Here is a 22,296-nt window from a genome sequence, read left to right as displayed (position 1 = left end):
GAGGACCACCTTCCGGGGAACCGCCGATCAAGGGGTGGTGTGGCCAATTGCCGTTTCCCTAGGATGTGTTGTCAACCGCGACGCAGCGGGTCGCGGCTGGGAGCTGGGGGAAGACATGCAGTCTGGAAAGCCTCTGTCCACGAAGATCGATGCCACGGTTCCGACAGCCGCGCGCATGTACGACCACTATCTGGGCGGCAAGGACAACTACGCGGCCGACCGGGCCGCCTGCGAGGAGCTCGACAAGGTCGTCCCGAGCACCCGCGCCCTCGCGCTGAACAACCGGCGCTTCCTGCAGCGGGTCGTGAGGACCCTGACCCAGGACTTCGGCATCCGGCAGTTCCTGGACCACGGCTCCGGCCTGCCCACCCAGGACAACGTCCACCAGGTCGCCCAGCGCGTCGACCCCAGCGCCCGCGTCGTCTACGTCGACAACGACCCGATGGTCCTCGTCCACGGCCGTGCGCTGCTGGAACAGGACGAGCGCACCACGGTCATCCACGCCGACCTGCGCGAGACCGAGGCCATCTTCACCCACCCCGACACCGAGCGGCTGATCGACTTCTCCCAGCCGGTGGCCGTGCTGTTCAACTCGGTCTTCCACTGCATCCCCGACAGCGAGACCGACGGCCCGCCCGCCGTGGTGCGCCGGGTCACCGAACGGCTCGCCCCCGGCAGCTTCCTGGTGATGTGTCAGCTCGTCAGCGAGGACCCGAAGGTCCGGGAGTTCGTCACCGACTTCATGGACCAGGCCACCCAGGGGCACTGGGGCCGGGTGCGGGAGGAGAAGGACGTCGCCGAGTGGTTCGAGGGGCTGGAGATCCTCGAACCGGGGCTGGTGGAGGTCTCCACCTGGCGGCCCGACAGCGAGGTCGCCCCCCGCCAGCTGACGCAGGAGTGGATCGAGTTCGGCGGCGTCGGCCGACTGGGCTGACCCACCGGGCCGGGCCGCACCGGCCCGGCCCGGCCGTCAGGCGTACCGCTGCCGTATGGTCCCTTCGATCAGCCCGACGGACTCGCGCGGCTGGAGCGCCTGGTCGGCCAGCCGGTCCAGGGCGACCCGGTACTCCTCCGTCTCGTCCCGGTCCTCCAGGAACGTCGCGCTCCTGATCTGCTCCAGATAGACGACGTCGGGCAGATCGGCGCCACCGAACCGCAGGTAGGTGACGGGTATGGCGGGCGCGGAGGCGTGCGTGACGTCCAACGGGACGATCTGCACGGTGATGTGCGGCAGCCGGGCCAGCTCCACGAGGTGCGCGAGCTGTTCCCGCATCACCTCGCGGCCGCCCAGGACGCGCAGCAGCACCGACTCGTCGAGGATCGCCCAGACCCGCGGGGCGTCGGCGCGGTGCAGCAGTTGGGAGCGCCGGGTCCGCAGCTCCACCCGGCGCTCCACCTCGCGGGCCGAGGCCGAGGGCAGCCCGCGTTCCACCACGGCGCGGGTGTAGGCGGGGGTCTGCAACAGGCCCGGCACGTACTGGATCTCGAACGTACGGATCGCGGTCGCCGCCTCCTGCAGTCCGACCAGCCGGTCGAACCACTCGGGCATCAGCCGCTTGTCGTACCGCTGCCACCAGCCAGGCTCCCCCGCCTGCCGCAGCAACCGCAGCAGCACGGAGGCCTCGTGCTCGTCCGCGCCGTACAGCGTCAGGAGCGCGCGGACGTCCGCCTCCGTCGGGGGCCGGCGTCCCTTGCCCGCCTCGATGCGCGACAGCTTCGCCGGACTGAAGCGCACGGCACGCGCGGCCTGGTCCTGGGCGAGGCCGGCGTCCTCCCGCATACCGGCGAGCTGGACCCCGACCAGCATCTTGAGCAAGGTCGGGGCGGGCTCGGCCCGGTTCAGATACGGTTCGAGACGGGAGACTCGAGGTGACTCGGCGGACATCCTGTGACTCCCCACGGACCGGCGGACGACAGAGCCCATTATCGCATCCTCCGGCCTACAACCGTATGGAGCACGGGAATTGAACCGTGCGCCGTGCCGGACGACACCCTCACAGCAGGTGGTCGAACTCGCCGTCCTTAGCCCCGGCCAGGAACGCCGCCACCTCGGCCGGCGTGTAGACCAGGGCCGGCCCTTCGGGATCGCGGGAGTTGCGCATCGCCACACCTCCCCCGCCCAGCGCCGCGACCTCGACGCAGTTGCCCTCCGCGTTGCTGTGACTGCTCTTGACCCAGCGGACGCCCAGCGAGCTCGCCCGCACTCCGTTCGGCACTGGACCCGGCACGGACTCCGGCACTGCGTTCGGTACTGACGACACGGCAACTCTCCTCGCTCTTACGCGCAATTTCCCGTGAAATTGCACGAGGACATCGTCAGCGTGGATAATAACCATGCCGTCAACCGCACTTCCGGCCCGCCGTCCTGACCTCGCCTCAGGGAGATGCCCCGTGTCAGCACCTGCGCAGTTCCGGAGCCACGAGTCCGTCCGCGACTCGTCCAGAACCGCAATCCTGCACCTCAAGGGCAGCCGGGAGGGATTCGCCGAGGCACGGGACTTCACCCACCGCACCCTCGACGCCTGGTCGCTGGAGCACTGCGCGGACGACGCGCTCACCGTGGTCACCGAACTCGCCGCCAACGCGGTGCTGCACGGCCTTCCGGATCCCTCGGCGGACCACTTCGACGTACGGCTCAGACTGACGCTGCGCCGCGCGCACCTGATGTGCGCCGTCACCGACCCCAGCGACAGCCCGCCCCTCTACCCGCACGACGGCGACGACCTGCTGGAGCACGGCCGTGGACTGCGCATCGTCGACGCCCTCTCCGAGCACTGGGGCTGGACCCGCCGGTCCCCCGTGGGCAAGACCGTCTGGGCCATGCTGCCGACCCGCACCGCCCCGTTGACATGACCGCCACGAAGAGCACCCCGCCCCTGAAGGACCTGGGACACGTCCCGTGGCCCGAGATCCAGGACACCACCGGATCCGCGGCCGGCATCCCCGCCCTGCTCACCACTGTCGCCCTGGGTGACGCCGACACCGCGGCGACCGCGCTCGGCCAACTGCGCCGCCGTATCTGCCGCTACGGCTTCGTCGTGGACCAGGCGACCGCCGCGACCGTCCCCTTCCTCTGGGAGCTGGTACGGCTCCCGCAGGTCACCTGCCGCGCGGACATACTGCGCCTGCTGAAGAGCATCGCGGACGCCCGCCAGTGGGAGACCACGGCCGAGGCGTACCCCAAGCTGCTGCGCCACCCGGGCAACCACGTGACCTGGGAACGCGAGGCCCGCCGCGCCGTCCGCGCCCAGCGCGGCCTTCTGCAGGACGTCCTCAGGGACCGCGACAGCGAGATCGCCGCGGCCGGCCGGGAACTCGCGGCGACGCTGAACGACTGAAGCCCGGGCCCCCGGTCGGCCCACCCGGCCCGCCCGACCGCTAGGTTGACCGCATGAGCAACCTTGACCGTGCGCCCGTGCCGAGCCTGTGCGGCGGGCGCGGATTCGTCGTCGCCGAGCCCGTGCGCGAGCTGCTGAGCCCCCGGAAGGTGAAGCTCGGCGAGTCGACCGAGGTGCGCCGGCTGCTGCCGAACCTGGGCCGGCGCATGATCGGCGCCTGGGCCTTCGTCGACCACTACGGCCCCGACGACATCGCCGACGAACCCGGTATGCAGGTCCCGCCGCACCCGCACATGGGCCTGCAGACCGTCAGCTGGCTGCACGAGGGCGAGGTGCTGCACCGCGACTCGACGGGCAGCCTGCAGACCGTCCGGCCCCGGGAACTGGGGCTGATGACCTCGGGGCGGGCGATCAGCCACTCCGAGGAGAGCCCCAGGGCGCACGCCCGGTTCCTGCACGGCGCCCAGCTCTGGGTCGCGCTGCCGGACGCCCACCGCCACACCGAGCCCCGCTTCGAACACCACGCCGAACTGCCGACGGTCACGGCTCCCGGCCTCACGGCGACCCTGATCCTGGGCGACCTCGACGGCTCGCGCTCCCCCGGAACGGCGTACACCCCGATCGTGGGCGCCGACCTCGCCCTCGCCCACGGGACGGACGTACGACTGCCGCTCGTACCCGACTTCGAGTACGGCGTGCTGTCGATGTCCGGCGAGGTGCACGTGGACGGAGTGCCGGTGCTGCCGGGCTCGATGCTCTACCTCGGCTGCGGCCGCACCGAGCTGCCGCTGCGCGCCGAGTCCGACGCCGGCCTCATGCTCCTCGGCGGTGAGCCGTTCGAGGAGGAACTGATCATGTGGTGGAACTTCGTCGGCCGCACCCAGGCCGAGATCGAACAGGCCCGCCAGGACTGGATGACGGGCACGCGGTTCGGCGAGGTGCGGGGCTACGACGGGGCTCCGCTGCCCGCGCCGGAACTGCCGCCCACACCGCTGAAACCGCGGGGAAGGACGCGCTGATCCGGACCGCTCCCACCCCGCGGGGCCGGAACCGGGCGAGTCGGTGTGGTGGCAGTCCGGCGGACCGCGGGCCTGGCAGGATGGCGGCATGGAACGTGTGCTTGGAATCGGCGGATACTTCATGCGGGCCGCCGACCCGGCGGCGCTGAGAGCGTGGTACCGCGACTGCCTGGGCCTCGACCTGGACGAACACGGCCTGTGGCATCCGCAGGCAGGGCCGACGGTGTTCGCGACGTTCGCGTCCGAGACCGACTACTTCGGGTCCCGCGCCCAGCACACCATGCTCAACTTCCGGGTCCGCGACCTGGACGCGATGCTCGCGCAATTGCGCTCCAAGGGAGCGGACGTGGCCGAGGAGACGCAGGACATGGAGGGTGTCGGCCGATTCGGCTGGGTCACCGACCCGGAGGGCAACCGGGTCGAGCTGTGGCAGCCCGCCTGACCGCGTCCGGTCCGCCGTGCCCAACTCCCCTCTCCGGCGCCCTCGTTCAGCGCTGTGACCGGGCGCGGGCAGGGTCGGCTCCGCTCGCTTATTGGTTTGCCACCGGCCGAACGGTCGGATAGGAAGCTCGCATGCTCACAGGCAGCAAGGTCGGGCTCAGGGCCCGGCACGAGGACGACATCCCGATCCTGCAGGCCGGCCTTCACGACGACGTGGTCACCCAGTCGCGGGCCGCGGGCCGGCCCTGGCGGCCGATCGCGCCCGGCGCGAAGGACTCGCCGTTCGCGGTGGACGACAAGGATCACCAGCACGTCCCGTTCTCCGTGGTGGAGCTGGACGGCGGCACGCTGGTCGGCACCGCGACGCTGTGGAACATCGACAACCACAACCGCTCCGCGCACATCGGGCTGGGACTGCTGCCTTCCTCCCGCGGCAAGGGTTACGGCGCCGACGTGGTCGCGGTGCTGTGCCACTACGGTTTCGTCGTGCGCGGCCTGCAGCGGCTGCAGATCGAGACGCTGTCGGACAACGCGGCGATGCTGCGCTCGGCCGAGCGCAACGGCTTCGTCCGCGAGGGCGTGCTGCGCTCCTCCTCCTGGGTGATGGGCGAGTTCCTGGACGAGGTGCTGCTCGGTCTCCTCGTCCAGGACTACAAGCCCGACGCGCGAGGCTAGGGCCTGTGGCGAAAGTGGCGTCTTCCGCCCGCGCGTGACCGGCGCTCGCGCGGGCGAGCCGAACCGGCCGGTCAGGAACCGTCCGGGGCCGTCAGCAGGGACAGATGGGCGAGGTCGCCGGGCGGCGGAGTGGTGACCGACCACAGCGGGGCGGGCGAACCATCGGCGATCGCGGCCGGGGCGTCGGTCAGGTTCATCCGCTCGCGCAGCCGGCCGTAGAAGTCCATCGGGCTCAGCCGGACGGCCCGCAGGCGGCGCGGGGCGGCGTACACGCCGACCCAGTCCCCCGGGTCGAGCACGCCGCGCAGCTGGCCGTCGATGCTGACCGCGGCCGGACCGGACCGTTCCAGGAGACGCAGCCCGACGGGCTCGTCGGGGGCGGTGACGACCGAGCGGTCGAAGGCCATGTGCGGGGCGACCGCCGTGAAGACGAGGGCCTCCGCACGGGGCGAGACGACGGGCCCGCCCGCGGCGAAGCTGTAGGCCGTCGAGCCGGTCGGCGTGGCCACGAGCAGCGCGTCGGCCGAGTAGGAGGCGAGGAGCCGGCCGGAGATGTAGACCCCGACCGACACCTGCCGGTCCCGGACCAGCTTCTCCACCACCACGTCGTTGAGCGCGGTCACGTCCAGGGCGATGCCCCAGTCCTTGTCGGCCTCGCAGTCCTGGCGCACCTGCGGCGGCGGCAGCAGGGGACCCCGGCCGTACTCGATGAGGGACTCCATGCCCGACGGCACCTCCAGCCGGCGCGAGGCACGCAGGGCGAGCAGCATGCGGGGGTCGACCTCGAACCGGTCCTCCCGCACCGCGTCCAGCGCCGACCGCACCGCGGCGGCCGACACCTCCGTCAGAAAGCCCACCCGGCCCAGGTCGACACCCAGGACCAGGGCGTCGTTCGCGGCGGCCAGCCGGGCGCCGCGCAGGAAGGTGCCGTCGCCGCCCAGGGTCACCACGAGGTCGGGGTCACCCGCCGCCTCGACCTCCGCACGGGCGCCGCGCCGGCCGCCGCCCTGCCAGACGTCGATGTCCGAGCAGTGCACGGCGTGCTCCCCGCACCACGCGCGGACCAGTCCGGCCGCTGCCACGGCCTCCGGACGGCCGCCGTGCACGACCAGGCCCAGCCGGTTCACTGTCACATCCGCCTCCGGACGATCTCGGTCACCAGGTGGTGGCCTCGGTGCGCGGCACGACCCGGGTGTCCTCCTTGCGAACGTAGTCGGTGGCCGGACGCGGCCGCCAGCCGGCAAGGGTGCGCGGGGAGCCGGGTTCCCGGTGCGGCGGGGCCCCTCCGACGGCCTTCACCCCGGACGCCCGGCCATCGGCGGGCTCGCCGCCGTCGGGGTCACCGCCGTCGACGCGCTCGACACCGGTGTCCGCGGTGGCCGGGCCGGCCGCGTCAGCCGTTGTCGTCCCCGTCACCGGTGGCGGTCCCGGAGAAACCGTCCTGCCAGGCGGCCTTCGCTCCGGAGTCGCCGATCCGGTACACGTCCACGACGGCACCCGTGGCCACCACGAGGGACAGCACCGCCGCCGCGACGCGCACGACCGTCGCGGACCGCGACCCGGTGGACCGGGACCGCTTCCCGGGGGCCGCCTCCGTCGCGGCCCGCCCGCGGGTCGTCCACCAGATCACCGTCGCCAGCACGAAGAGGCCCGCGGCCCAGGGAAGCAGCCCGTCGCCGAGTGCGGCGTGCCGGCGTACCAGGGCGTTGCTGTCGACGTGCTCCTCCAGCCACTCGCCGGCCTCCGCGGCCAGGGGGACGCTCGCCAGCGCCACCAGGGCCAGCAGGGGCAGCACGATCCCCATCCGTCTGGCGGCACCCGGCCACAACGCGCCGGCCACGACCGCGAGCGCGCTCAGGGGGACGAGCACGATGACGAAGTGCACGATCAGGATGTGTGCGGGCAGACCGTTGACCACGGTGAGGCTCATCAAATCTTCCTTCAGAAGGCAGCACTGAGGAATCGGCGCTCGCACGGTCGCCCGTGCCGGCCGGTGGGCGCGTCAGCCTTGCACAGGAAGTTCTCAGCTTCTTCTGAACCCCTCCGCCCCTTGGGCGGCGGGAGGGTTGACCGCGTTTTGCCTGGGAGGCAAATACCCCCTGGGGTATTTGACGCGCGTCTCGCGGCAGCCGTAGCCTCGCTCCAAGATACCCCCTGGGGTAATTGAGGAGGCAATCAAGTGGCTCGTCAGACACCGCAGGAGGCGCCCGGCCCGCTCGCGCCGGCCCCGGGCCGCCACCGCGTCGCCGTCGTCGGCGGCGGCAGCGCCGGCGTCAGCGTCGCCGCCCGCCTGCGGCGCGCCGGCGTCACCGACATCACCCTGATCGAACCGTCCGACACCCACTGGTACCAGCCCCTGTGGACCCTCGTCGGCGGCGGCCAGGCGCCCCTGCGCACCACGCGCCGCCGCCAGGGTTCCGTCATACCCGACGGGGTGCGGTGGCTGCGCGGCCGCGCCGTGGCCGTCGACCCCGAGGAACGCCTGGTGACCCTGTCCGGCGGTGCCGAACTCCCCTACGAGCACCTGGTCATGGCGCCCGGTCTCCAACTCGACTGGGACGGTGTGCCGGGCCTGGCCGAGGCCGTCGGACACGACAGGGTGAGCAGCAACTACGCGCCCGAGTACGCCCCGCGCACCTGGGAGCTGATCAGAGGGATGCGCTCCGGCACCGCCGTCTTCACCCATCCCGCCAGCCCGCTGAAGTGCGGCGGCGCCCCGCAGAAGATCGCCTACCTGGCGGCCGACCACTGGCGCAGGCAGAAGGTCCTCGGTGACATCCGGATCATTCTCGTCATCCCCGACGCGGCCCTGTTCAAGGTGCCCGCCTGGTCACAGGTCCTGGAGCAGGTGGCCGCCCGCTACGGCATCGAGGTGCGCCTGCGCTCGGAGATGACCGCCGTCGACGGCGACGCACGCGAGATCATCGTCACCGACCACGCGACCGGCACACAGGAGACCATCGGCTACGACCTCCTGCACGCCGTGCCGCCGCAAAGCGCGCCCGACTGGGTCAAGGCGAGCCCGCTGGCCGACCCCGCGAGCGCCCAGGGATTCATCGCCGCCGACCGGCACACCCTCCAACACCCGCGCTACGAGAGCGTCTTCGCCGTCGGGGACGTGGCGAACCTGCCCACCTCCAAGACCGGGGCCGCCGTGCGCAAGCAGGCCCCGGTCGTGGCCGGCAATCTGCTCGACGTCATGAACGGCCGCCCCCCGTCGCACCGCTACGACGGCTACACCTCCTGTCCGCTGGTGACCGCCCGCGACCGGATGCTGCTCGCCGAGTTCGACTACGACCTGAACCCCACACCCACCTTCCCGCTGCTCGACCCCTTCAAGGAGCGGCGCACGATGTGGCTGTTCAAGCGGTACGGGCTGCCGCCGGTGTACTGGCACGGCATGCTCACCGGCCGCCTCTGACCGGCCGGCCCGGGCTCCCCCGACCCGGGCCGGCCTCCCCCGCCCCTCCCTCACCCCCGGCGGACACGTCGTCTCGTCCGACATCGAGCCCAGGCGTCGTACATGATCGCCGGCGAGACCACACCGAATACCTCACCGACGCCGCGACGCACGGCTTCACCATCGAAGCCGTCCTCAACACCCACTTCCACGTCGGGCGACGTCGGCCGCCCCGACCTGCTCGCCTCGATCGGCGTGACCGCCGACGGACTCGGCCGCACGGCCTGTTCGACGCGGCCGCCGGGCACCTGCGCGGCTCCGTCAACGTGCCCGCCGACGGCCGCGTCGCCGAACAGGCCGGCATGGTCGTCGGGCCCCCGGACAGGACATCGTCGTCATCGCGCCCCAGGACCGCGAGGAGGAGATCGTCACCCGGCTCGCCCGCATCGGCTTCGACAAGGTCGGCGGTTACCTGCGCGAGCCCGAAGGCGCCTTCCGGCACTGGCCTTCCCGGCACTGGCCGACGACCTGGAACAGGCCGGCCGCCCCCTCGTCCTCCACTGCGCCGGCGGCCACCGCTCCTCCGTCGCCGCCGGCCTGCTGCGCCGCATGAACCGCTCCGACGTCTCCGACCTCCTCGGCGGCTACGGCGCCTGGCTCACCCTGCCCACACCGGCCGGCGTCTGAGCCCGAGTACCCCCGGGGTCATCTGTGGAGGTGGGACACGTCCCGCGCGTCACGTCCCGCCCGCCTCACCCGAGGCGGGCGCCTCACCTGAGAGGGCGCCTCACACCACGGGGGGCGCCTCGCACCAGCCGGAGGCCTGGACACTCCTGGCGAGGGCGGCTTCGAGGCCGTCGAGGAACAGCTCCAGCGCCTGCGGGTAGGCGCTGTCGTCACCATGGATTCCGCCCGCACCCGGGCCACCAGCCTGGCGGTCACCGACGGACGCGTCACCGCCGTCGGACACGACGAGGTGAAGCAACTCGCCGGACCGCACACCGAAGTGGTCGACCTGCGTGGCCGGTTGCTGCTGCCCGGCTTCCAGGACGCCCATGTCCACGCGGTGATGGGCGGAGTGGAACTCGGCGAGTGCGACCTGACCGGAACGACCGACGCGGGCGTGTACCTCCGCCGCGTCCGCGCCTACGCCGACGCCCACCCCGAGAAGGAGTGGATCACCGGGGGCGGCTGGTCCATGGAGAGCTTCGAGGGCGGGATCCCCACCCGGCAGGCCCTCGACGCGGTGGTCCGGAACCGGCCCGTCCACCCGGCCGCCGCGTCCACGCGGCCCCCGACGCCTGACGGCCCACGGGGTTCCCCGGGCCCGCCCGGACTACCCGGAAGCGGTGAAGCGGGTCCGCCACAGGTCGCGGAGCAGCGCGATCTCGGCCATGTGGTGGATGAACTCCAGGTTGGCCCCCGACAGCACGTCGACGAACGGGTCGTCGGGGTCCGAGCCGTACGGGTACTGCGAGAAGCCGACCGTGTCGAGCTGTTCGTCGGTGACGGCGCCGACGCTCTCGCGCCAGCGGTCGATCACGGTCCAGAACCGCTCGAGCGCCAGGGTGGCGGAGGGGGTGAAGTCGACCAGCAGCTTCGGATCCTGCCGCCGTGCGCCGAAGGTCCACTCCCAGCCGCCCGCGAAGCAGAAGTGCAGGTGCGCCAGCCGCCATGCGATGGTCGTGACCGGTGTCGTGTCGGGTTCCGGCGTGCCGGTGTGGGCGAGGACCTGCTCGACCCGCTCGACGCTCACGCTCCAGTCCTCGGCGATCCTGTCGACGGTCATGCCCCCGGCGGCCTGCCGGGCGACCTCGGCGTACTCGCTCGCCGGGATGTCGGGGGCCCCCAGGTCCAGCACCCACTCCCCCGGCCCGAAGGCCCTGGGTGTCGTCGCCTCCCCCCTGCGCCGGACCGACCAGCAGCCGGGCACCGGCTCCCACAGGTGCTCCTCGTCGCCGAGACCCGTCAGCCGCACCTCGGCCATCTCCCTGGCCTGGTCGAACTGTTGGAGCAGGAGGCCCAGACGGTCCGTCCGTGTGCCCTCGGTCTGCATGCCGGGTTCCCCTCGCCCTCACGTCGGGCACCTCGTGGTGCCCAGGCGGAAGGTAACGGCTCGCCTCACGGGGCGCGACCGATTTCCTCGTGGGCGGAGAAAGCAGCCATGGACATGGTAGCCATGTAATGTATCGGCCATGAGCAAGGGTTCCGCGCAGGCCACGCCCGGCTTCCTGGTGTGGCGTCTGTCGACGAAGTGGCGCGTGGCGGTCGACCGGGCGGTGGCCCCGCTCGGCCTCACCCACGCGCAGTACGCACTGGTGACGTCGCTGTACGGCATGCAGCTCCGGGGCGAACGCCCCAGCCAGCGCCGGCTGGCGGACCACACCGGCCTCGAGCCGCTCTACGTCTCGAAGCTGGCCCGCGCCCTGGAGGCCGGCGGCCTGATCGAGCGGACCCGGGACCCCCGGGACCCGCGCGCGGTGCAGCTCGCGCTCACCGAGCAGGGCCAGGACGTCAGCCGGCGGGCGATCAAGGTCGTCCAGGGGCTGCTGGAACGGCTGCTGGAGCCCCTCGGCGGCCTGGACAGCGCCCGGACCCAGGCGTTCACCGCCGAACTCACCGCCCTGCTCGACGTACCGCTCGATCTCGCCGAGACCCCGGGGAAGGCAGCGGAATAGGCGGCCGCCCGGCGCGGTTGACGGCCGCGGAGGAGGTCACGAGTGGACATGACATACACCACGGCGTACGACACGGCGCAGGAGTCCGGGTACTACTCCCACGGCACTCCGGCCGAGCGCTGGGAGCGCGCGCAGCTGTTCTTCGACGCGCGGGACTACACCGCGGCTGCGCGGGTGCTGGTCGGGCTGGTCGAGGAGGTGCCGGAACAGACCGGTCCCCGGCTGCTGCTGGCCCGCGCCTACTACCACTCGGCCCAACTGCGCCGCGCCGAGACCGAGTTGCGCCGGATCGTCGAGAGCGACCCGGTGGAGCACTACGCCCGGCTGATGCTGGGCCGCACCCTGGAGCGGCAGGGGCGGCACGCGGAGGCGGGACCGCATCTGCGGATCGCCTCGGCGCTGGCGGGGGACTTCCCGCAGGACTGACCGGCACGGAAGGCAGCGGCCCGGCGGTGGACTCCACCGCCGGGCCGCTCCCGTGCGCACGCGTCGGGGCCTTCGCCGGCCCCCACCCGCCGGTGCGGGTTCACGCCGCCGTCGGCCGCCCCCGCCGGTGCGCGATCTCCCCGAGGACCACGTCCAGCGCCCAGAACCCGGCGAGCGGGATGCCGAGCAGCGGGACGAAGTAGCCGAGCACGGCGATCACCGCCATCAGCGGGACCAGGACGTACGGCGGGACCTTCGCCCAGGCGCCGCGCGGGACCGGGCGGCCGAAGGCGCGGCCGCGGCCGCGCTGCCACCACATGCGGTACCCCCACACGATCAGCAGGATCAGGGACAGCGCGAGCAGCATCAGCGCGATCTGGTTGACCAGGCCGAACAGGACGCCGGTGTGCAGGTCGATGCCCCAGCGGGTCAGCTTGGCGAGCAGCGGGAAGTCGTCGAAGCGCAGCACGTCGGTGACCTCGCCGGTGGCCGGGTCGATCGCGACGGAGTCCTGCTTCTCGGGCCAGCTGCGCTGCACCTGCTTCACGACGTACGCGGAGGTCGCGTCGGCGGGCGGGACGATCTCGACCGGGTCGCCCAGCCCCTCGGCCCGCGCGGCCGCCAGGATCCTGTCGAGGCCGACGCCGTGCTCGCCGTCACCGCCCGCGCCGGAGGCCGTGTCGTGGCCGGCGTGCTCACCGCCGCCCACCGTGGCCGAGATCGACGGGGTGGCCTGCTTGAGGGAGGTGCGCAGCTCGTCGATGTGGGCGCCCGCGTAGGCCGACCAGGTCAGACCGGTCGCGGACAGGAAGAAGAACCCGGCGGCGGCCCAGACGCCGACGGTGCCGTGCAGGCCGAGGGTGCGGCGGCGGCCGCTGGTGCCGCGGACCTTGCGCAGGGCGCGGCGGCGGGAGAACCACAGCACCATGCCGCCGGCGGCTATGACCCACAGCCAGCTCGCGGCGAACTCGCTGTAGAGGCGGCCGGTTTCACCGAGGTGCAGGTTGCGGTGGAGGCCGGAGACCCAGGTGCGCAGCGGCAGCGCGCCGGTCGAGCCGTACTGCTCCAGAGCGCCGCGCACCTCGCCGGTGTACGGGTCGACGAACACGGCGAGGGTGTGCTCGGGGTCGACTCCCTCCACGCCGGACAGCATCACCCTGGTGCTGGCGTCGGCCTCCGGGGAGGGCCGGACCGCCGCGACCGTGCCCTCGGGGTGCGCCTTGCGCGCCGCGGCCACCTGTTCGGAGATCGGCAGTCTGGCGTCGCCGACCGAGACGGTCATCTCGTGCGCGTACACGATCTTCTCGGCCTGGAACGCGCCCGCGTACAGGAAACCGGTGACGGCGGCGACCAGCAGGAACGGAGCGACCAACACGCCCGCGTAGAAGTGCAGGCGCAGAACCAGGGGGCGCAACGGGGCCCATGGACCGGGGGACTTCGGGGCGGGCGCTGCGGCTGCCTCGGGGGCCTCGTCCGGGGTGGTGGTCGGGGGGGCGGTGGACATCGGCGGGCTTCTCCGGGGTCAGGGGGACGTGTGGAGCCGTGACGGTCCAGTAGTCGGACCGGGTCGGGGCCGAGTTCCCGCCACTTCCAGTGACCTGCGTCACACGTCCTGCGGCCGTGGCATGCTGGCCCGATGGCAGCTCCCCCTCCCCGCACGCCCCTTGTCGACCACATCGAGGAACTCCTCGCCCCCGGCGGCCCGTTGCCCATCGTCGCGGCCGGCGACCCGGTCCTGCGGCGCGGCACCGGGCGCTACGAGGGACAGCTCGGCCCGGCGCTGCTGGCCCGGTTCGTGGAGGCGCTGCGCGTCACCATGCACGCGGCGCCCGGCGTCGGCCTGGCCGCGCCGCAGGTCGGCGTGGAACTGCGGATCGCGGTGATCGAGGACCCGGCACCGGTGCCGGAGGAGGTGCGGGTGGCCCGCGGCCGGGTGCCGCAGCCGTTCCGGGTGCTGGTCAACCCGTCGTACGAGCCCGTCGGTCCGGCCCGTGCGGCGTTCTTCGAGGGCTGTCTGAGCGTGCCCGGCTACCAGGCGGTGGTGGCCCGCCCCGCCGAGGTCCGCCTGACGGGCGAGGACGAGCAGGGGCGGGCGCTGGACGAGGTGTTCGCCGGGTGGCCCGCCCGCATCGTCCAGCACGAGACGGACCACCTCGACGGCCTCCTCTACCTCGACCGCGCCGAACCACGCTCGCTCGCCGCCAACCAGGCCGTCCTGGAGCGATGGTCACAGCCGACCCCGGAGGAGGCGGCACGGGCACTGGGTTTCGAACTGCCGCGCTGACCCGCCCACAGGCCCACACCCCACCCCCTTCCGCCCCCGGCAGCACATCCCACACCGGCCCACCCGACCACGGCGGCCGCGCTCCCGGCGTGCCCGACCCCTTTCCACGGTGACCCAGCAGCCGCGCGGCACCAGCACCGGGCCGGCGCGAGCCACGCGCCCATGGCAGCCGCCGCCCCGGTCACCCGGCCTCCGCAACCCGCCCGCCGCGTCGCGACCACACACGTCACGGCCGAGGAGCACCAGCCCGCCCGGCGGCACCCGCCCAGCGCACATCGGCCGAGGAACACCGGACGCCCCGACGCGCCCCGTCCCGCGCACCCCCCGCCGAGGAACACCAGTCCGCCCGGGGGCGCCCGCCCCGCCCGTATCCCGGCCGAGGGGCGCCGGTCGGCCGGTGGGGTGGGTCAGTTGTCCCGGTAGGCCTCCAGCAGCCGTAGCCAGACCTCGCTGATCGTGGGGTAGGACGGGACCGCGTGCCACAGGCGGGCGATCGGGACCTGGCCGGCGACGGCGACGGTCGCGGAGTGGATGAGTTCGCCGACGCCCGGGCCGGCGAAGGTGACCCCGCGCAGGATCTCCTCGTCCAGGTCGACGACCATCCGGGCGCGGCCCTTGTAGCCCTCGGCGTACAGGCCGGCCCCGGCCACCGACGTCATGTCGACGTCGACGGCCCGCACCCGGTACCCGGCCTGTTCGGCCTCCGCGAGGGACAGGCCGACCGCGGCCGCCTCCGGGTCGGTGAAGACGACCTGGGGGACGCATTCGTGGTCGGCCGTCGCGGCCCGGGCGCTCCACGGCTCGGTCCGGTCCAGGGGGTTGCCGGCGGCGCGGGCGGCGATGGCGGCGCCCGCGATCCGGGCCTGGTACTTGCCCTGGTGGGTGAGCAGCGCACGGTGGTTGACGTCGCCGACCCCGTACAGCCAGTCGGTGCCGGTGACGCGCAGGCTGTCGTCGACGGTGAGCCAGGAGCCGGGTTCCAGGCCGACCGTGTCGAGGCCGATGTCGTCGGTGCGCGGGGCCCGCCCGGTGGCGAAGAGGATCTCGTCGGCCTCGACGCGGTCGCCGTCGCCGGTGACGACCACGACGGTGCCGTCCGAGCGGGTCACCGACTTCACCGAGATGCCGGTCCGTACGTCCGCTCCGGCCTCGCTGAGCGCCTCGGCGACGAGTTCGCCCGCGAAGGGCTCCATCCGGTTCAGCAGGCCCTTGCCGCGCACCAGCATGGTGACCTGCGCGCCGAGGGCCTGAAAGGCGGTGGCCATCTCGGTGGCCACGACTCCCCCGCCGACCACGACGAGCCGGCCGGGCACGGCCTGGGCGCTGGTCGCCTCGCGGCTCGTCCAGGGCCTGACCTCGGCGAGGCCCGGCAGATCGGGCAGGACGGCGCGGGTGCCGGTGGAGACGACGACGGCCTGGCGGGCGGTGAGCGTGCGGTCCCCCACCGTCACCGTGCGGGGGCCGGCGAGTCGGCCGTGGCCGCGGTAGAGGTCGGCGCCGATGCCGTGCAGCCAGTCGGCCTGGCCGTCGTCCGTCCAGTCGCCGGTGTACCAGTTGCGGCGGGCGAAGATCGCCGCGGCGTCCAGCGGGCCCTGTACCGCCTGGCGCAGGCCGGGCAGGCGGCGGGCGTCGGCCCGGGCGATGACCGGTCGTAGCAGGGCCTTGCTGGGCATGCAGGCCCAGTACGAGCACTCGCCGCCGATCAGTTCGCTCTCCACGACCGCGGTGGTGAGACCGGCCGCGCGGGTGCGGTCGGCGACGTTCTCCCCCACGGGCCCGGCCCCGAGCACCACGACGTCGTACGCGATGGTTTCCGTTTCCGTCATGGGGTCAGTCTGGTGGGTGGTGTGCGGGGTGGCCACACGGGTAGGGGCGCGGAATACGCGGCCGGCCGCCCGTGTTGTGCGGACGGCTTCACCCCATGCCGGGAGCCGCCCGGCAGGAAGCACCGGGAAGAAGGATTCAGGTCATGAGCAGCACCGTGGAGCTCACCAAGGAGAACTTCGACCAGACGGTCACCGACAACGACTTCGTCCTGATCGACTTCTGGGCGTCCTGGTGCGGGCCGTGCCGTCAGTTCGCCCCGGTCTACGAGAAGGCCGCCGAGGAGAACCCGGACCTGGTCTTCGGCAAGGTGGACACCGAGGCGCAGCCGGAGCTGGCCGCGGCCTTCGGCATCCAGTCCATCCCCACCCTGATGATCGTCCGCGACCGGGTGGCGGTGTTCGCCCAGCCCGGCGCCCTGCCCGAGCCCGCCCTCGCGGACGTGATCGGACAGGCGCGCAAGCTGGACATGGACGAGGTCCGCAAGGCCGTCGAGGCCCAGCAGGCCGAGTCCGCCGGCGAGTAGTCCCGGACCGGTGCGCGTGGCCCGGATCTAGGGGGTGTTTCGAAAGTCCCGCACAGGACTTTCGAAACACCCCCTAGAAGGGGTACGGCGCCACGTCGCCACGCACCGTCGTCCAGCGCACGTCGGTGAAGGCCTCCAGGTTGGCCTCGCCGCCGAAGCGGGCGCCGGTGCCGGAGGCGGCGACACCTCCGAAGGGGGCCACGGCCTCGTCGTTCACCGTCTGGTCGTTGATGTGGACGATGCCGGTGGGGATGCGTTCGGCGAGGTCCAGGCCGCGGGCGGCGTCCCGGGTGACGATGCCCAGGGAGAGCCCGTAGGCGCTGTGGGCGGCCAGCGCGGCGGCCTCGTCGGGGCCGGTGAAAGGCCGTACGGGGGCCACCGGCCCGAAGACCTCCTCCGCGTACGCGGGCGTGGCGTCGTCCACGCCCGCGAGGACGGTCGGCCGGTAGAAGAGGTTCTCGTGCGTGCCGCCCGCGGCGAGTTTCGCGCCGCCCGCCGTGCTGGCCTCCACCAGGCCGTGCACCTTGCCGAGCTGGCCGCCGTCGATGAGCGGGCCGAGATGGACCTGCGCGCGGTGCGGGTCGCCGACGGCCAGGGAGTCCGCCTTGGCCGCGAGCCGTTCGACGTACTCCTCGTAGAGCGAGGCGTGGACCAGGTGACGGCCGGTCGTCATGCAGATCTGGCCCTGGTGGAAGAACGAGCCCCAGGCGGCCGTGGAGATCACGGCGTCGAGGTCGGCGTCCTCCAGCACGATCAGGGCGGAGTTGCCGCCCAGTTCCAGGTGGGCGCGCTTGAGGTGGCGTCCGGCGGCCTCGCCGACCGCGCGACCCGCGGCGGTGGAGCCGGTGAAGGAGATCACCGGCACGCGCGGGTCGGCGACCAGGGCGGCGCCCGTCTCGGCACCGCCGGGCAGCACGTGCAGCAGGCCCTCGGGCAGTCCGGCCTCGGCGAGGACCGCGGCCAGGGAGAGGCCGCCGCAGACCGCCGTGCGGGGGTCCGGCTTGAGCACGACCGCGTTGCCGAGCGCGAGGGCGGGCGCCACCGAGCGGATGGACAGGATCAGCGGGGCGTTGAACGGGGAGATCACGCCGACCACACCGACGGGCACCCGCCGGGTGTACGACAGCCGGGGCGCCTCGCTGGGCAGGACCTGGCCGGCCGGACGGGAGGCGAGGGCGGCGGCCTCGTAGCACTCCTGGGCGGCGACGTGCAGTTCGAAGTCGGCCTTGCCGGCGATGGAGCCGGACTCACGGACGATCCACTCGCGCAGTTCACCGGCGTGCGCCGTGAACAGGTCACCGGCCTTGCGCAGCACGCCGGCGCGGACGAAGTGGGGCAGGCGGGCCCACTCGGTCTGGGCGGCCCGGGCTGCCTCGGCGGCCGGGGCCACGTCCTCGGCGGCGGCCAGGGTGACCGTGCCGAGCGCGTCGCCGGTGGCGGGTTCGGTGACGGTGTGCTGCCCGCCGGTCAGGGCGCGGGACGACGAGGTCTGCCAGGTCTGGGGGTCGAGCAGCGGCATGGATGGCTCTCCGATCGGTGACCCGCGGGACGCGCGGCGCGCAGGGGGCCGGCGGTCCCATCTGGTTGAGCATGCAACATCCTAGTCCTGTCCGACGCAGCCTCCCCGGGTCAACTGGAGTCGCGTCGCACGACAGTTGCTCCGAACAGGTCGTGCGACTCGGGCTCGGCGCCCGGATTGCGCACCGCGCGGTCGACCAGCGAGGCGAGGTCGCGGCCGGAGGGCAGCGCGATGCGGACGGTGCTGAGCCGGGGCCGCAGCAGCCGGCCGAGCATCAGGTCGTCTGCGCCGATGACGGCCGTGTCCGCGGGGACGCGCACCCCCGCGTCCTGCAGGGCCCGCATCAGCAGCATCGCGTATTCGTCGTTGTAGGCGAAGACGGCGTCCAGGCCGAGTTCGCTCCAGCGGGCGGCGAGGGCGGCCGCGGACCGCTCGGTGTAGGCGAGGGGCAGTTCGGTGACGGTGGCGTCGGTGCCCTGCAGGGCCTCGCGGGCGCCCGCGAGGCGGGGCGCGGAGAAGATCTCCAGGCCGGACTCCTCGGGCACGACGACGCCGATGTGCCGTCTGCCGCGGGCGTACAGGTGGCCGGCGGCGCTGCGGCCGACGTCGGCGTGGTCCAGCAGCAGCGCGTGGGCGCCCTCGACGGCCTCGGGGCTGAGGGTCACCACGGCCCGGGCCCCGGACCGTTTGAGGACGGCGACACCCTCCGGACCGATGCCGGGGGTGGGCACGAGCACGGCCACGGGCCGCAGTTCGGCCCAGGCCCGGGCGGCGTCGTCGCCGCGCAGACCGGTGGCCCCGTACTGCACGACGGTGTAGTCGAGGCGGCTGAGTCCGCCCTGGAACTCGTGCACGAACTGGCTGTAGAGCGGTCCCGCCGGGACGGGCAGCGTGGGCATCAGGACCATACGGCTGTGTCCGGCGCGCAGACTGCGGGCGGCCGCGTGCGGCACGTAGCCGAGTTCCTTCGCGGCCTCGTGGACGCGGCGCCGGGTGGGTTCGCTGATGCGTACGGCGCTGGTGTTGTTCAGGACGTAGGAGACGGTCGCGCGTGAGACGCCGGCCAGACGGGCCACGTCGGCGCTCGTGGGCACGGAGCGCGGCGCCGGCGACTTCGTCGGCGCGGGCGTGTTGGGTATCTGCACCATGACGTACGGCATCTTGGCAGAAGCTGTGACCCGCGGTACGCGCGGGGGACGCCCAAGATTGATGAGCCGTCAACATACCAGACGGTCGGGCCCTCTGACCAGCGGGGCCGTTCACGCCCCGCCGTCAGGCGCCCGTCACCCGGTCGACCAGGTCGCTCCAGCCCCGCTCCAGACGCTCGAGCGGCGCCCCGCACTGCCGGGTGAGATGGTGCACCAGGCCCGGGTTGAGGTAGCCCATCAGCGTGTGGGCGAGCAGGTCGTGGTCCGCGTCCGGCAGCACCTGACGCAGCAGCAGCACGAGGTGACTGTGGTGGACGCGGCGGGCGGGCACCGCGTAGCGGCGCTCCGGACCCGGTTCGGCCGCCAGCAGCAGGTCCATCTCGTCGACGCAGCGCCTCAGCATGGCCGTACCGAACGCCCGCAGCCGTTCCACGGGCGGTGCGCCCGGCCCGAGCGGCGGGGGGCCGCTCAGGAAGGCGGCCTGCATCTTCTGCTCGGAGTGGTCCAGGAGAGCGGTCAGCAGGCCGGTGCGGTCGCCGAAGCGGCGGAAGACCGTCCCCTTGCCCACGTTCGCCGCGGCCGCCACCGCCTCCATGGTCACCCCGGCGGCGCCGTGTTCGGCGATCAGCCGGGCGGCGGCGTCCAGCAGCCGGGCGCGGTTGCGGGCGGCGTCGGCACGCAGGCACGGCTCGCCGCCGTCGGGCCCGAGCCGCAGCAGCTGCTGGGGCTCGCCGATCCTCTCCTCGGGCTCCGGACACGGGGGCAGAACGCTGGACATGAACTCAGCGTAAAGCACGGGGAATGAAACTGGACCGCGGTCCGGTTAGGGTGCTAGAACATTAAACGGACCCCGGTCCGGATCGTAAACGCAATGTTTCAGCCCTTGGGAGTACCCATGTCTGTCCGCATCCTTGCGCTCGTCGGCAGCCTTCGCGCCGGTTCCACCAACCGCCAGCTCGCCGAGGCGGCCGTCAAGGTCGCTCCGGAGGGCGCCGAGGTCGAGCTCTTCGAGGGCCTGGCCGACATCCCCTTCTACAACGAGGACATCGACGTCGAGGGCAGCGTCCCGGCCGCCGCCGTCAAGCTGCGCGAGGCCGCCCAGGCCTCCGACGCCTTCCTGCTCTTCTCCCCCGAGTACAACGGCACCATCCCCGCCGTCCTGAAGAACGCCATCGACTGGCTGTCCCGCCCGTACGGCGCCGGCGCCTTCGGCGGCAAGCCCGTCGCCGTGGTCGGCACCGCCTTCGGCCAGTTCGGCGGCGTGTGGGCGCAGGACGAGGCCCGCAAGGCCGTGGGCATCGCCGGCGGCAAGGTCATCGAGGACCTCAAGCTCTCCATCCCGGGCTCCCTGACCCGCTTCGCCGAGACCCACCCGGTCGACGACGCCGAGGTCGCCGCCCAGCTGACCGAGGTCGTGGCCCGGCTGCACGGCCAGGCGGGCGAGCTCGCCGCCTGACCTCGGGCACGTCCCCGGCGTCCGGTACGTCACGAGGGGGCCGCGGCACGACTGCCGCGGCCCCCTGCCGTCGTGCCGCCCGCCGGACGGCCCGGCCCCTCGTTTCCCGCGGGTAACGAGTGTCGAAAGTCGTTCAACCCGCAGACCGCCGCCCACCCGGTCTGATAAGGCTTGAGAGATGCAGACCCTTTATCGACGACTGCTCGGCCTGATGCCCCGTATCGGCCTTCAGGTGACCGACCTCGGCCCGGGGGCGGCGGTGGTGTCCCGGCGCGGCGGCCCGTACGAGGTGACCGACGTGGGCCAGGGGACCAAGGTGCTCTCCCGGAGCGGCGGCCCCTACCGGGTGACCGGCGTGGACAAGGACACCTGGATCCTGCGGCGGACGCGGGGCGGTGCCCGGACCGAGGTCGCCGAGAAGGGTGTCGTGCCGCTCGGGGACACCGGCGCCATGCTGCTCATCGAGGACCCGGAGCACCAGGACGAGCGCAAGCTGCAGCTTTCGGCTGCCGAGTACCTGTGCGTCCAGCATGTCACCGCCATGCTCGGGCTGTACGGCGTGAACTGCGTCTTCGACGTCGGCGCCAACACCGGCCAGTACGCGAAGCGGCTGCGCAAGGCGGGCTACACCGGCCGCATCGTGTCCTTCGAGCCCACGTCCGAGACGTTCGCCCGGCTGGCGAAGGCCGCCGAGAACGACCCCGACTGGCTGGTCTTCCAGTGCGGACTGGGCCGCGAGGAGACGACCGCCGAGATCCACAAGAGCTGGATGACGATGAACTCCCTGCTGCCGCCGAGCGACTACGGCAAGGGGCGCTACAGCCGGTTCAAGAAGTCCGACACCGAGGAGATCCGCATCCGCCGCCTCGACGAGGTGATGGACGAGGCGCTGGACGGCCTCGCCGACCCCGTCCCGTATCTGAAGATGGACACCCAGGGCTACGACCTGGAGGTGTTCGCCGGGGCCGGCAAGCGCGTCGAGGAGTTCGTGGGCCTGCAGTCCGAGGTCGCCTGTCTGCGGCTGTACGAGGGCAGCCCCGGGATGGGCGAGGCCGTCGCCGTGTACGAGGCGGAGGGCTTCGGCATCACCGGGATGTACCCGGTGACCCGCGAGGCGACCACGGGCCGCGTGATCGAGTTCGACTGCGTGATGATGCGCGCGGAGGCGGCACCCGAGCAGGCTTCCTAGGTCGTGTCCGCGAAGTCCCGCCGTTCGCCCGCAGGGCGGGCCTCGCGGCGTCGTGGGGGCCCTCCCGCGCGAGCGAAGCCGAGCGTGGGGGAGCGTGCTCCCGGCGTGCCGGGCGGACGGCCTCGTACCGGGTGTACCCGGGCTTTCGCCCGGTGCGGGGAGAGCACGTGCCGGGCGTCGCGAGGCAGGCGGGACTGTGCGGACACGACCTGGGCCCGGTCGTCACCTTCCCGTCGTCGCCCGAAGGACGGCCGTGCGGCGTCGTGGGGCTCCCGCGCGAGCGAGGCAGCGCATGAGGGAGCGTGCTCCCGGCGCGGCGCCACCCGCCGGACGGCGGGGAGGTTCCGCCGGACGGCGGTGCTCCCGCGGGCCC

25 protein-coding genes and 1 pseudogene are annotated in these 22,296 nt (G+C 73.0%); 15 read left to right on the top strand and 11 right to left on the bottom strand.

The annotated features are described in order from the left end of the window. Window positions 1-115: 115 nt before the first annotated feature. Entirely contained in the window at window positions 116-934 is an 819-nt protein-coding gene (locus ACFY2L_RS10385) for an SAM-dependent methyltransferase (RefSeq protein WP_390822034.1), read from the top strand. Between the two features lie 36 nt (window positions 935-970). Here ACFY2L_RS10385 and ACFY2L_RS10380 read toward each other — a convergent pair whose 3' ends face one another. Continuing rightward, window positions 971-1,885 carry a helix-turn-helix domain-containing protein gene (locus ACFY2L_RS10380; RefSeq protein ID WP_390656493.1) on the bottom strand — a complete coding sequence of 305 codons (915 nt, stop codon included), beginning with the start codon at window positions 1,883-1,885 and terminating at the stop codon, window positions 971-973. Between the two features lie 109 nt (window positions 1,886-1,994). Then, on the bottom strand, window positions 1,995-2,216 hold the full coding sequence (locus ACFY2L_RS10375; protein ID WP_390657112.1) for a DUF397 domain-containing protein: 222 nt from the start codon (window positions 2,214-2,216) through the stop codon (window positions 1,995-1,997). 175 nt (window positions 2,217-2,391) lie between these two features. Between ACFY2L_RS10375 and ACFY2L_RS10370 the strand changes: the two genes are divergently transcribed. The 5 genes from ACFY2L_RS10370 to ACFY2L_RS10350 all read left to right on the top strand — a co-directional run bounded on the left by ACFY2L_RS10370 (window position 2,392) and on the right by ACFY2L_RS10350 (window position 5,473). Next, window positions 2,392-2,853: an ATP-binding protein gene (locus ACFY2L_RS10370; RefSeq protein WP_390822033.1), complete on the top strand. Its 462-nt coding sequence runs from the start codon at window positions 2,392-2,394 to the stop codon at window positions 2,851-2,853. Continuing rightward, window positions 2,850-3,338, top strand: coding sequence for a hypothetical protein (locus tag ACFY2L_RS10365; RefSeq protein WP_390656491.1), 489 nt, complete (start codon window positions 2,850-2,852; stop codon window positions 3,336-3,338). The genes ACFY2L_RS10370 and ACFY2L_RS10365 overlap by 4 nt, the downstream gene beginning before the upstream one ends. A 53-nt stretch (window positions 3,339-3,391) precedes the next feature. Continuing rightward, window positions 3,392-4,357, top strand: coding sequence for a pirin family protein (locus ACFY2L_RS10360; RefSeq protein WP_390656490.1), 966 nt, complete (start codon window positions 3,392-3,394; stop codon window positions 4,355-4,357). Between the two features lie 88 nt (window positions 4,358-4,445). Beyond that, the gene (locus ACFY2L_RS10355) at window positions 4,446-4,799 is read left to right on the top strand and encodes a VOC family protein (protein WP_390822032.1); all 354 of its coding nucleotides are present in this window, start codon (window positions 4,446-4,448) and stop codon (window positions 4,797-4,799) included. A gap of 131 nt (window positions 4,800-4,930) precedes the next feature. Further along, window positions 4,931-5,473, top strand: a complete 543-nt coding sequence (locus ACFY2L_RS10350; protein ID WP_390656488.1) for a GNAT family N-acetyltransferase — start codon at window positions 4,931-4,933, stop codon at window positions 5,471-5,473. Between the two features lie 71 nt (window positions 5,474-5,544). On the opposite strand, the gene ACFY2L_RS10345 is transcribed toward ACFY2L_RS10350, so the two are convergent. From ACFY2L_RS10345 to ACFY2L_RS10335, 3 genes are read right to left on the bottom strand one after another with little or no spacing between them, the layout of a single operon-like run. After that, window positions 5,545-6,606, bottom strand: coding sequence for an NAD(+)/NADH kinase (locus tag ACFY2L_RS10345; protein ID WP_390656487.1), 1,062 nt, complete (start codon window positions 6,604-6,606; stop codon window positions 5,545-5,547). A gap of 22 nt (window positions 6,607-6,628) precedes the next feature. Continuing rightward, complete coding sequence (locus ACFY2L_RS10340) at window positions 6,629-6,889, bottom strand: hypothetical protein (RefSeq protein ID WP_390656486.1); 261 nt, start codon at window positions 6,887-6,889, stop codon at window positions 6,629-6,631. Beyond that, window positions 6,867-7,403, bottom strand: coding sequence for a DUF2231 domain-containing protein (locus ACFY2L_RS10335; RefSeq protein ID WP_390656485.1), 537 nt, complete (start codon window positions 7,401-7,403; stop codon window positions 6,867-6,869). The genes ACFY2L_RS10340 and ACFY2L_RS10335 overlap by 23 nt, the downstream gene beginning before the upstream one ends. Window positions 7,404-7,652: 249 nt before the next feature. Between ACFY2L_RS10335 and ACFY2L_RS10330 the strand changes: the two genes are divergently transcribed. From ACFY2L_RS10330 to ACFY2L_RS10320, 3 genes and pseudogenes are all read left to right on the top strand, one after another. Next, window positions 7,653-8,894: an FAD-dependent oxidoreductase gene (locus tag ACFY2L_RS10330; protein WP_390822031.1), complete on the top strand. Its 1,242-nt coding sequence runs from the start codon at window positions 7,653-7,655 to the stop codon at window positions 8,892-8,894. A 102-nt stretch (window positions 8,895-8,996) separates the two neighbouring features. Next, on the top strand, window positions 8,997-9,560 hold the full coding sequence (locus ACFY2L_RS10325; protein WP_390822030.1) for a rhodanese-like domain-containing protein: 564 nt from the start codon (window positions 8,997-8,999) through the stop codon (window positions 9,558-9,560). A gap of 214 nt (window positions 9,561-9,774) precedes the next feature. After that, window positions 9,775-10,140, top strand: a pseudogene (locus ACFY2L_RS10320) (amidohydrolase family protein); the annotation flags it as partial. Window positions 10,141-10,209: 69 nt separating this feature from the next. Here ACFY2L_RS10320 and ACFY2L_RS10315 read toward each other — a convergent pair. Beyond that, window positions 10,210-10,929 (bottom strand): DinB family protein, encoded by a 720-nt coding sequence (locus tag ACFY2L_RS10315; protein WP_390822029.1) that lies wholly within the window; start codon window positions 10,927-10,929, stop codon window positions 10,210-10,212. Window positions 10,930-11,068: 139 nt separating this feature from the next. Here ACFY2L_RS10315 and ACFY2L_RS10310 point away from each other — a divergent pair, with 139 nt between their 5' ends. Further along, window positions 11,069-11,551 (top strand): MarR family winged helix-turn-helix transcriptional regulator, encoded by a 483-nt coding sequence (locus ACFY2L_RS10310; protein ID WP_390656481.1) that lies wholly within the window; start codon window positions 11,069-11,071, stop codon window positions 11,549-11,551. Window positions 11,552-11,599: 48 nt separating this feature from the next. After that, complete coding sequence (locus ACFY2L_RS10305; RefSeq protein WP_390656480.1) at window positions 11,600-11,977, top strand: tetratricopeptide repeat protein; 378 nt, start codon at window positions 11,600-11,602, stop codon at window positions 11,975-11,977. A gap of 100 nt (window positions 11,978-12,077) precedes the next feature. Here the strand turns inward: ACFY2L_RS10305 and ACFY2L_RS10300 are convergent, their stop codons facing one another. Next, a complete protein-coding gene (locus ACFY2L_RS10300) occupies window positions 12,078-13,481 on the bottom strand; it encodes a PepSY-associated TM helix domain-containing protein (protein WP_390656479.1) in 1,404 nt (467 codons plus the stop codon). A 132-nt stretch (window positions 13,482-13,613) separates the two neighbouring features. Here ACFY2L_RS10300 and ACFY2L_RS10295 point away from each other — a divergent pair, with 132 nt between their 5' ends. Further along, window positions 13,614-14,261: a peptide deformylase gene (locus tag ACFY2L_RS10295; RefSeq protein WP_390822028.1), complete on the top strand. Its 648-nt coding sequence runs from the start codon at window positions 13,614-13,616 to the stop codon at window positions 14,259-14,261. Between the two features lie 407 nt (window positions 14,262-14,668). Here ACFY2L_RS10295 and ACFY2L_RS10290 read toward each other — a convergent pair whose 3' ends face one another. Then, a complete protein-coding gene (locus tag ACFY2L_RS10290; protein ID WP_390822027.1) occupies window positions 14,669-16,087 on the bottom strand; it encodes a dihydrolipoyl dehydrogenase family protein in 1,419 nt (472 codons plus the stop codon). 143 nt (window positions 16,088-16,230) lie between these two features. On the opposite strand from ACFY2L_RS10290, the gene trxA reads away from it, so the two are divergent. Beyond that, window positions 16,231-16,611, top strand: coding sequence for a thioredoxin (trxA, locus tag ACFY2L_RS10285; protein ID WP_390656476.1), 381 nt, complete (start codon window positions 16,231-16,233; stop codon window positions 16,609-16,611). A gap of 73 nt (window positions 16,612-16,684) precedes the next feature. On the opposite strand, the gene ACFY2L_RS10280 is transcribed toward trxA, so the two are convergent. From ACFY2L_RS10280 to ACFY2L_RS10270, 3 genes are all read right to left on the bottom strand, one after another. Further along, on the bottom strand, window positions 16,685-18,130 hold the full coding sequence (locus tag ACFY2L_RS10280; RefSeq protein ID WP_390822026.1) for an aldehyde dehydrogenase family protein: 1,446 nt from the start codon (window positions 18,128-18,130) through the stop codon (window positions 16,685-16,687). A gap of 110 nt (window positions 18,131-18,240) precedes the next feature. Further along, the gene (locus tag ACFY2L_RS10275) at window positions 18,241-19,290 is read right to left on the bottom strand and encodes a LacI family DNA-binding transcriptional regulator (RefSeq protein ID WP_390656474.1); all 1,050 of its coding nucleotides are present in this window, start codon (window positions 19,288-19,290) and stop codon (window positions 18,241-18,243) included. Between the two features lie 112 nt (window positions 19,291-19,402). Continuing rightward, on the bottom strand, window positions 19,403-20,056 hold the full coding sequence (locus tag ACFY2L_RS10270) for a TetR/AcrR family transcriptional regulator (RefSeq protein ID WP_390656473.1): 654 nt from the start codon (window positions 20,054-20,056) through the stop codon (window positions 19,403-19,405). A 117-nt stretch (window positions 20,057-20,173) separates the two neighbouring features. On the opposite strand from ACFY2L_RS10270, the gene ACFY2L_RS10265 reads away from it, so the two are divergent. Beyond that, window positions 20,174-20,734 (top strand): NADPH-dependent FMN reductase, encoded by a 561-nt coding sequence (locus ACFY2L_RS10265; RefSeq protein ID WP_390656472.1) that lies wholly within the window; start codon window positions 20,174-20,176, stop codon window positions 20,732-20,734. 178 nt (window positions 20,735-20,912) lie between these two features. Then, window positions 20,913-21,923 carry an FkbM family methyltransferase gene (locus ACFY2L_RS10260; protein WP_390656471.1) on the top strand — a complete coding sequence of 337 codons (1,011 nt, stop codon included), beginning with the start codon at window positions 20,913-20,915 and terminating at the stop codon, window positions 21,921-21,923. Window positions 21,924-22,296 lie beyond the last annotated feature (373 nt).

The organism is Streptomyces sp. NPDC001381, from assembly GCF_042895685.1.
Classification (GTDB): domain Bacteria; phylum Actinomycetota; class Actinomycetes; order Streptomycetales; family Streptomycetaceae; genus Streptomyces.
The sequence above is the reverse complement of the archived record's forward strand: the minus strand, read 5'-3'. Positions and strand labels throughout refer to the sequence as shown.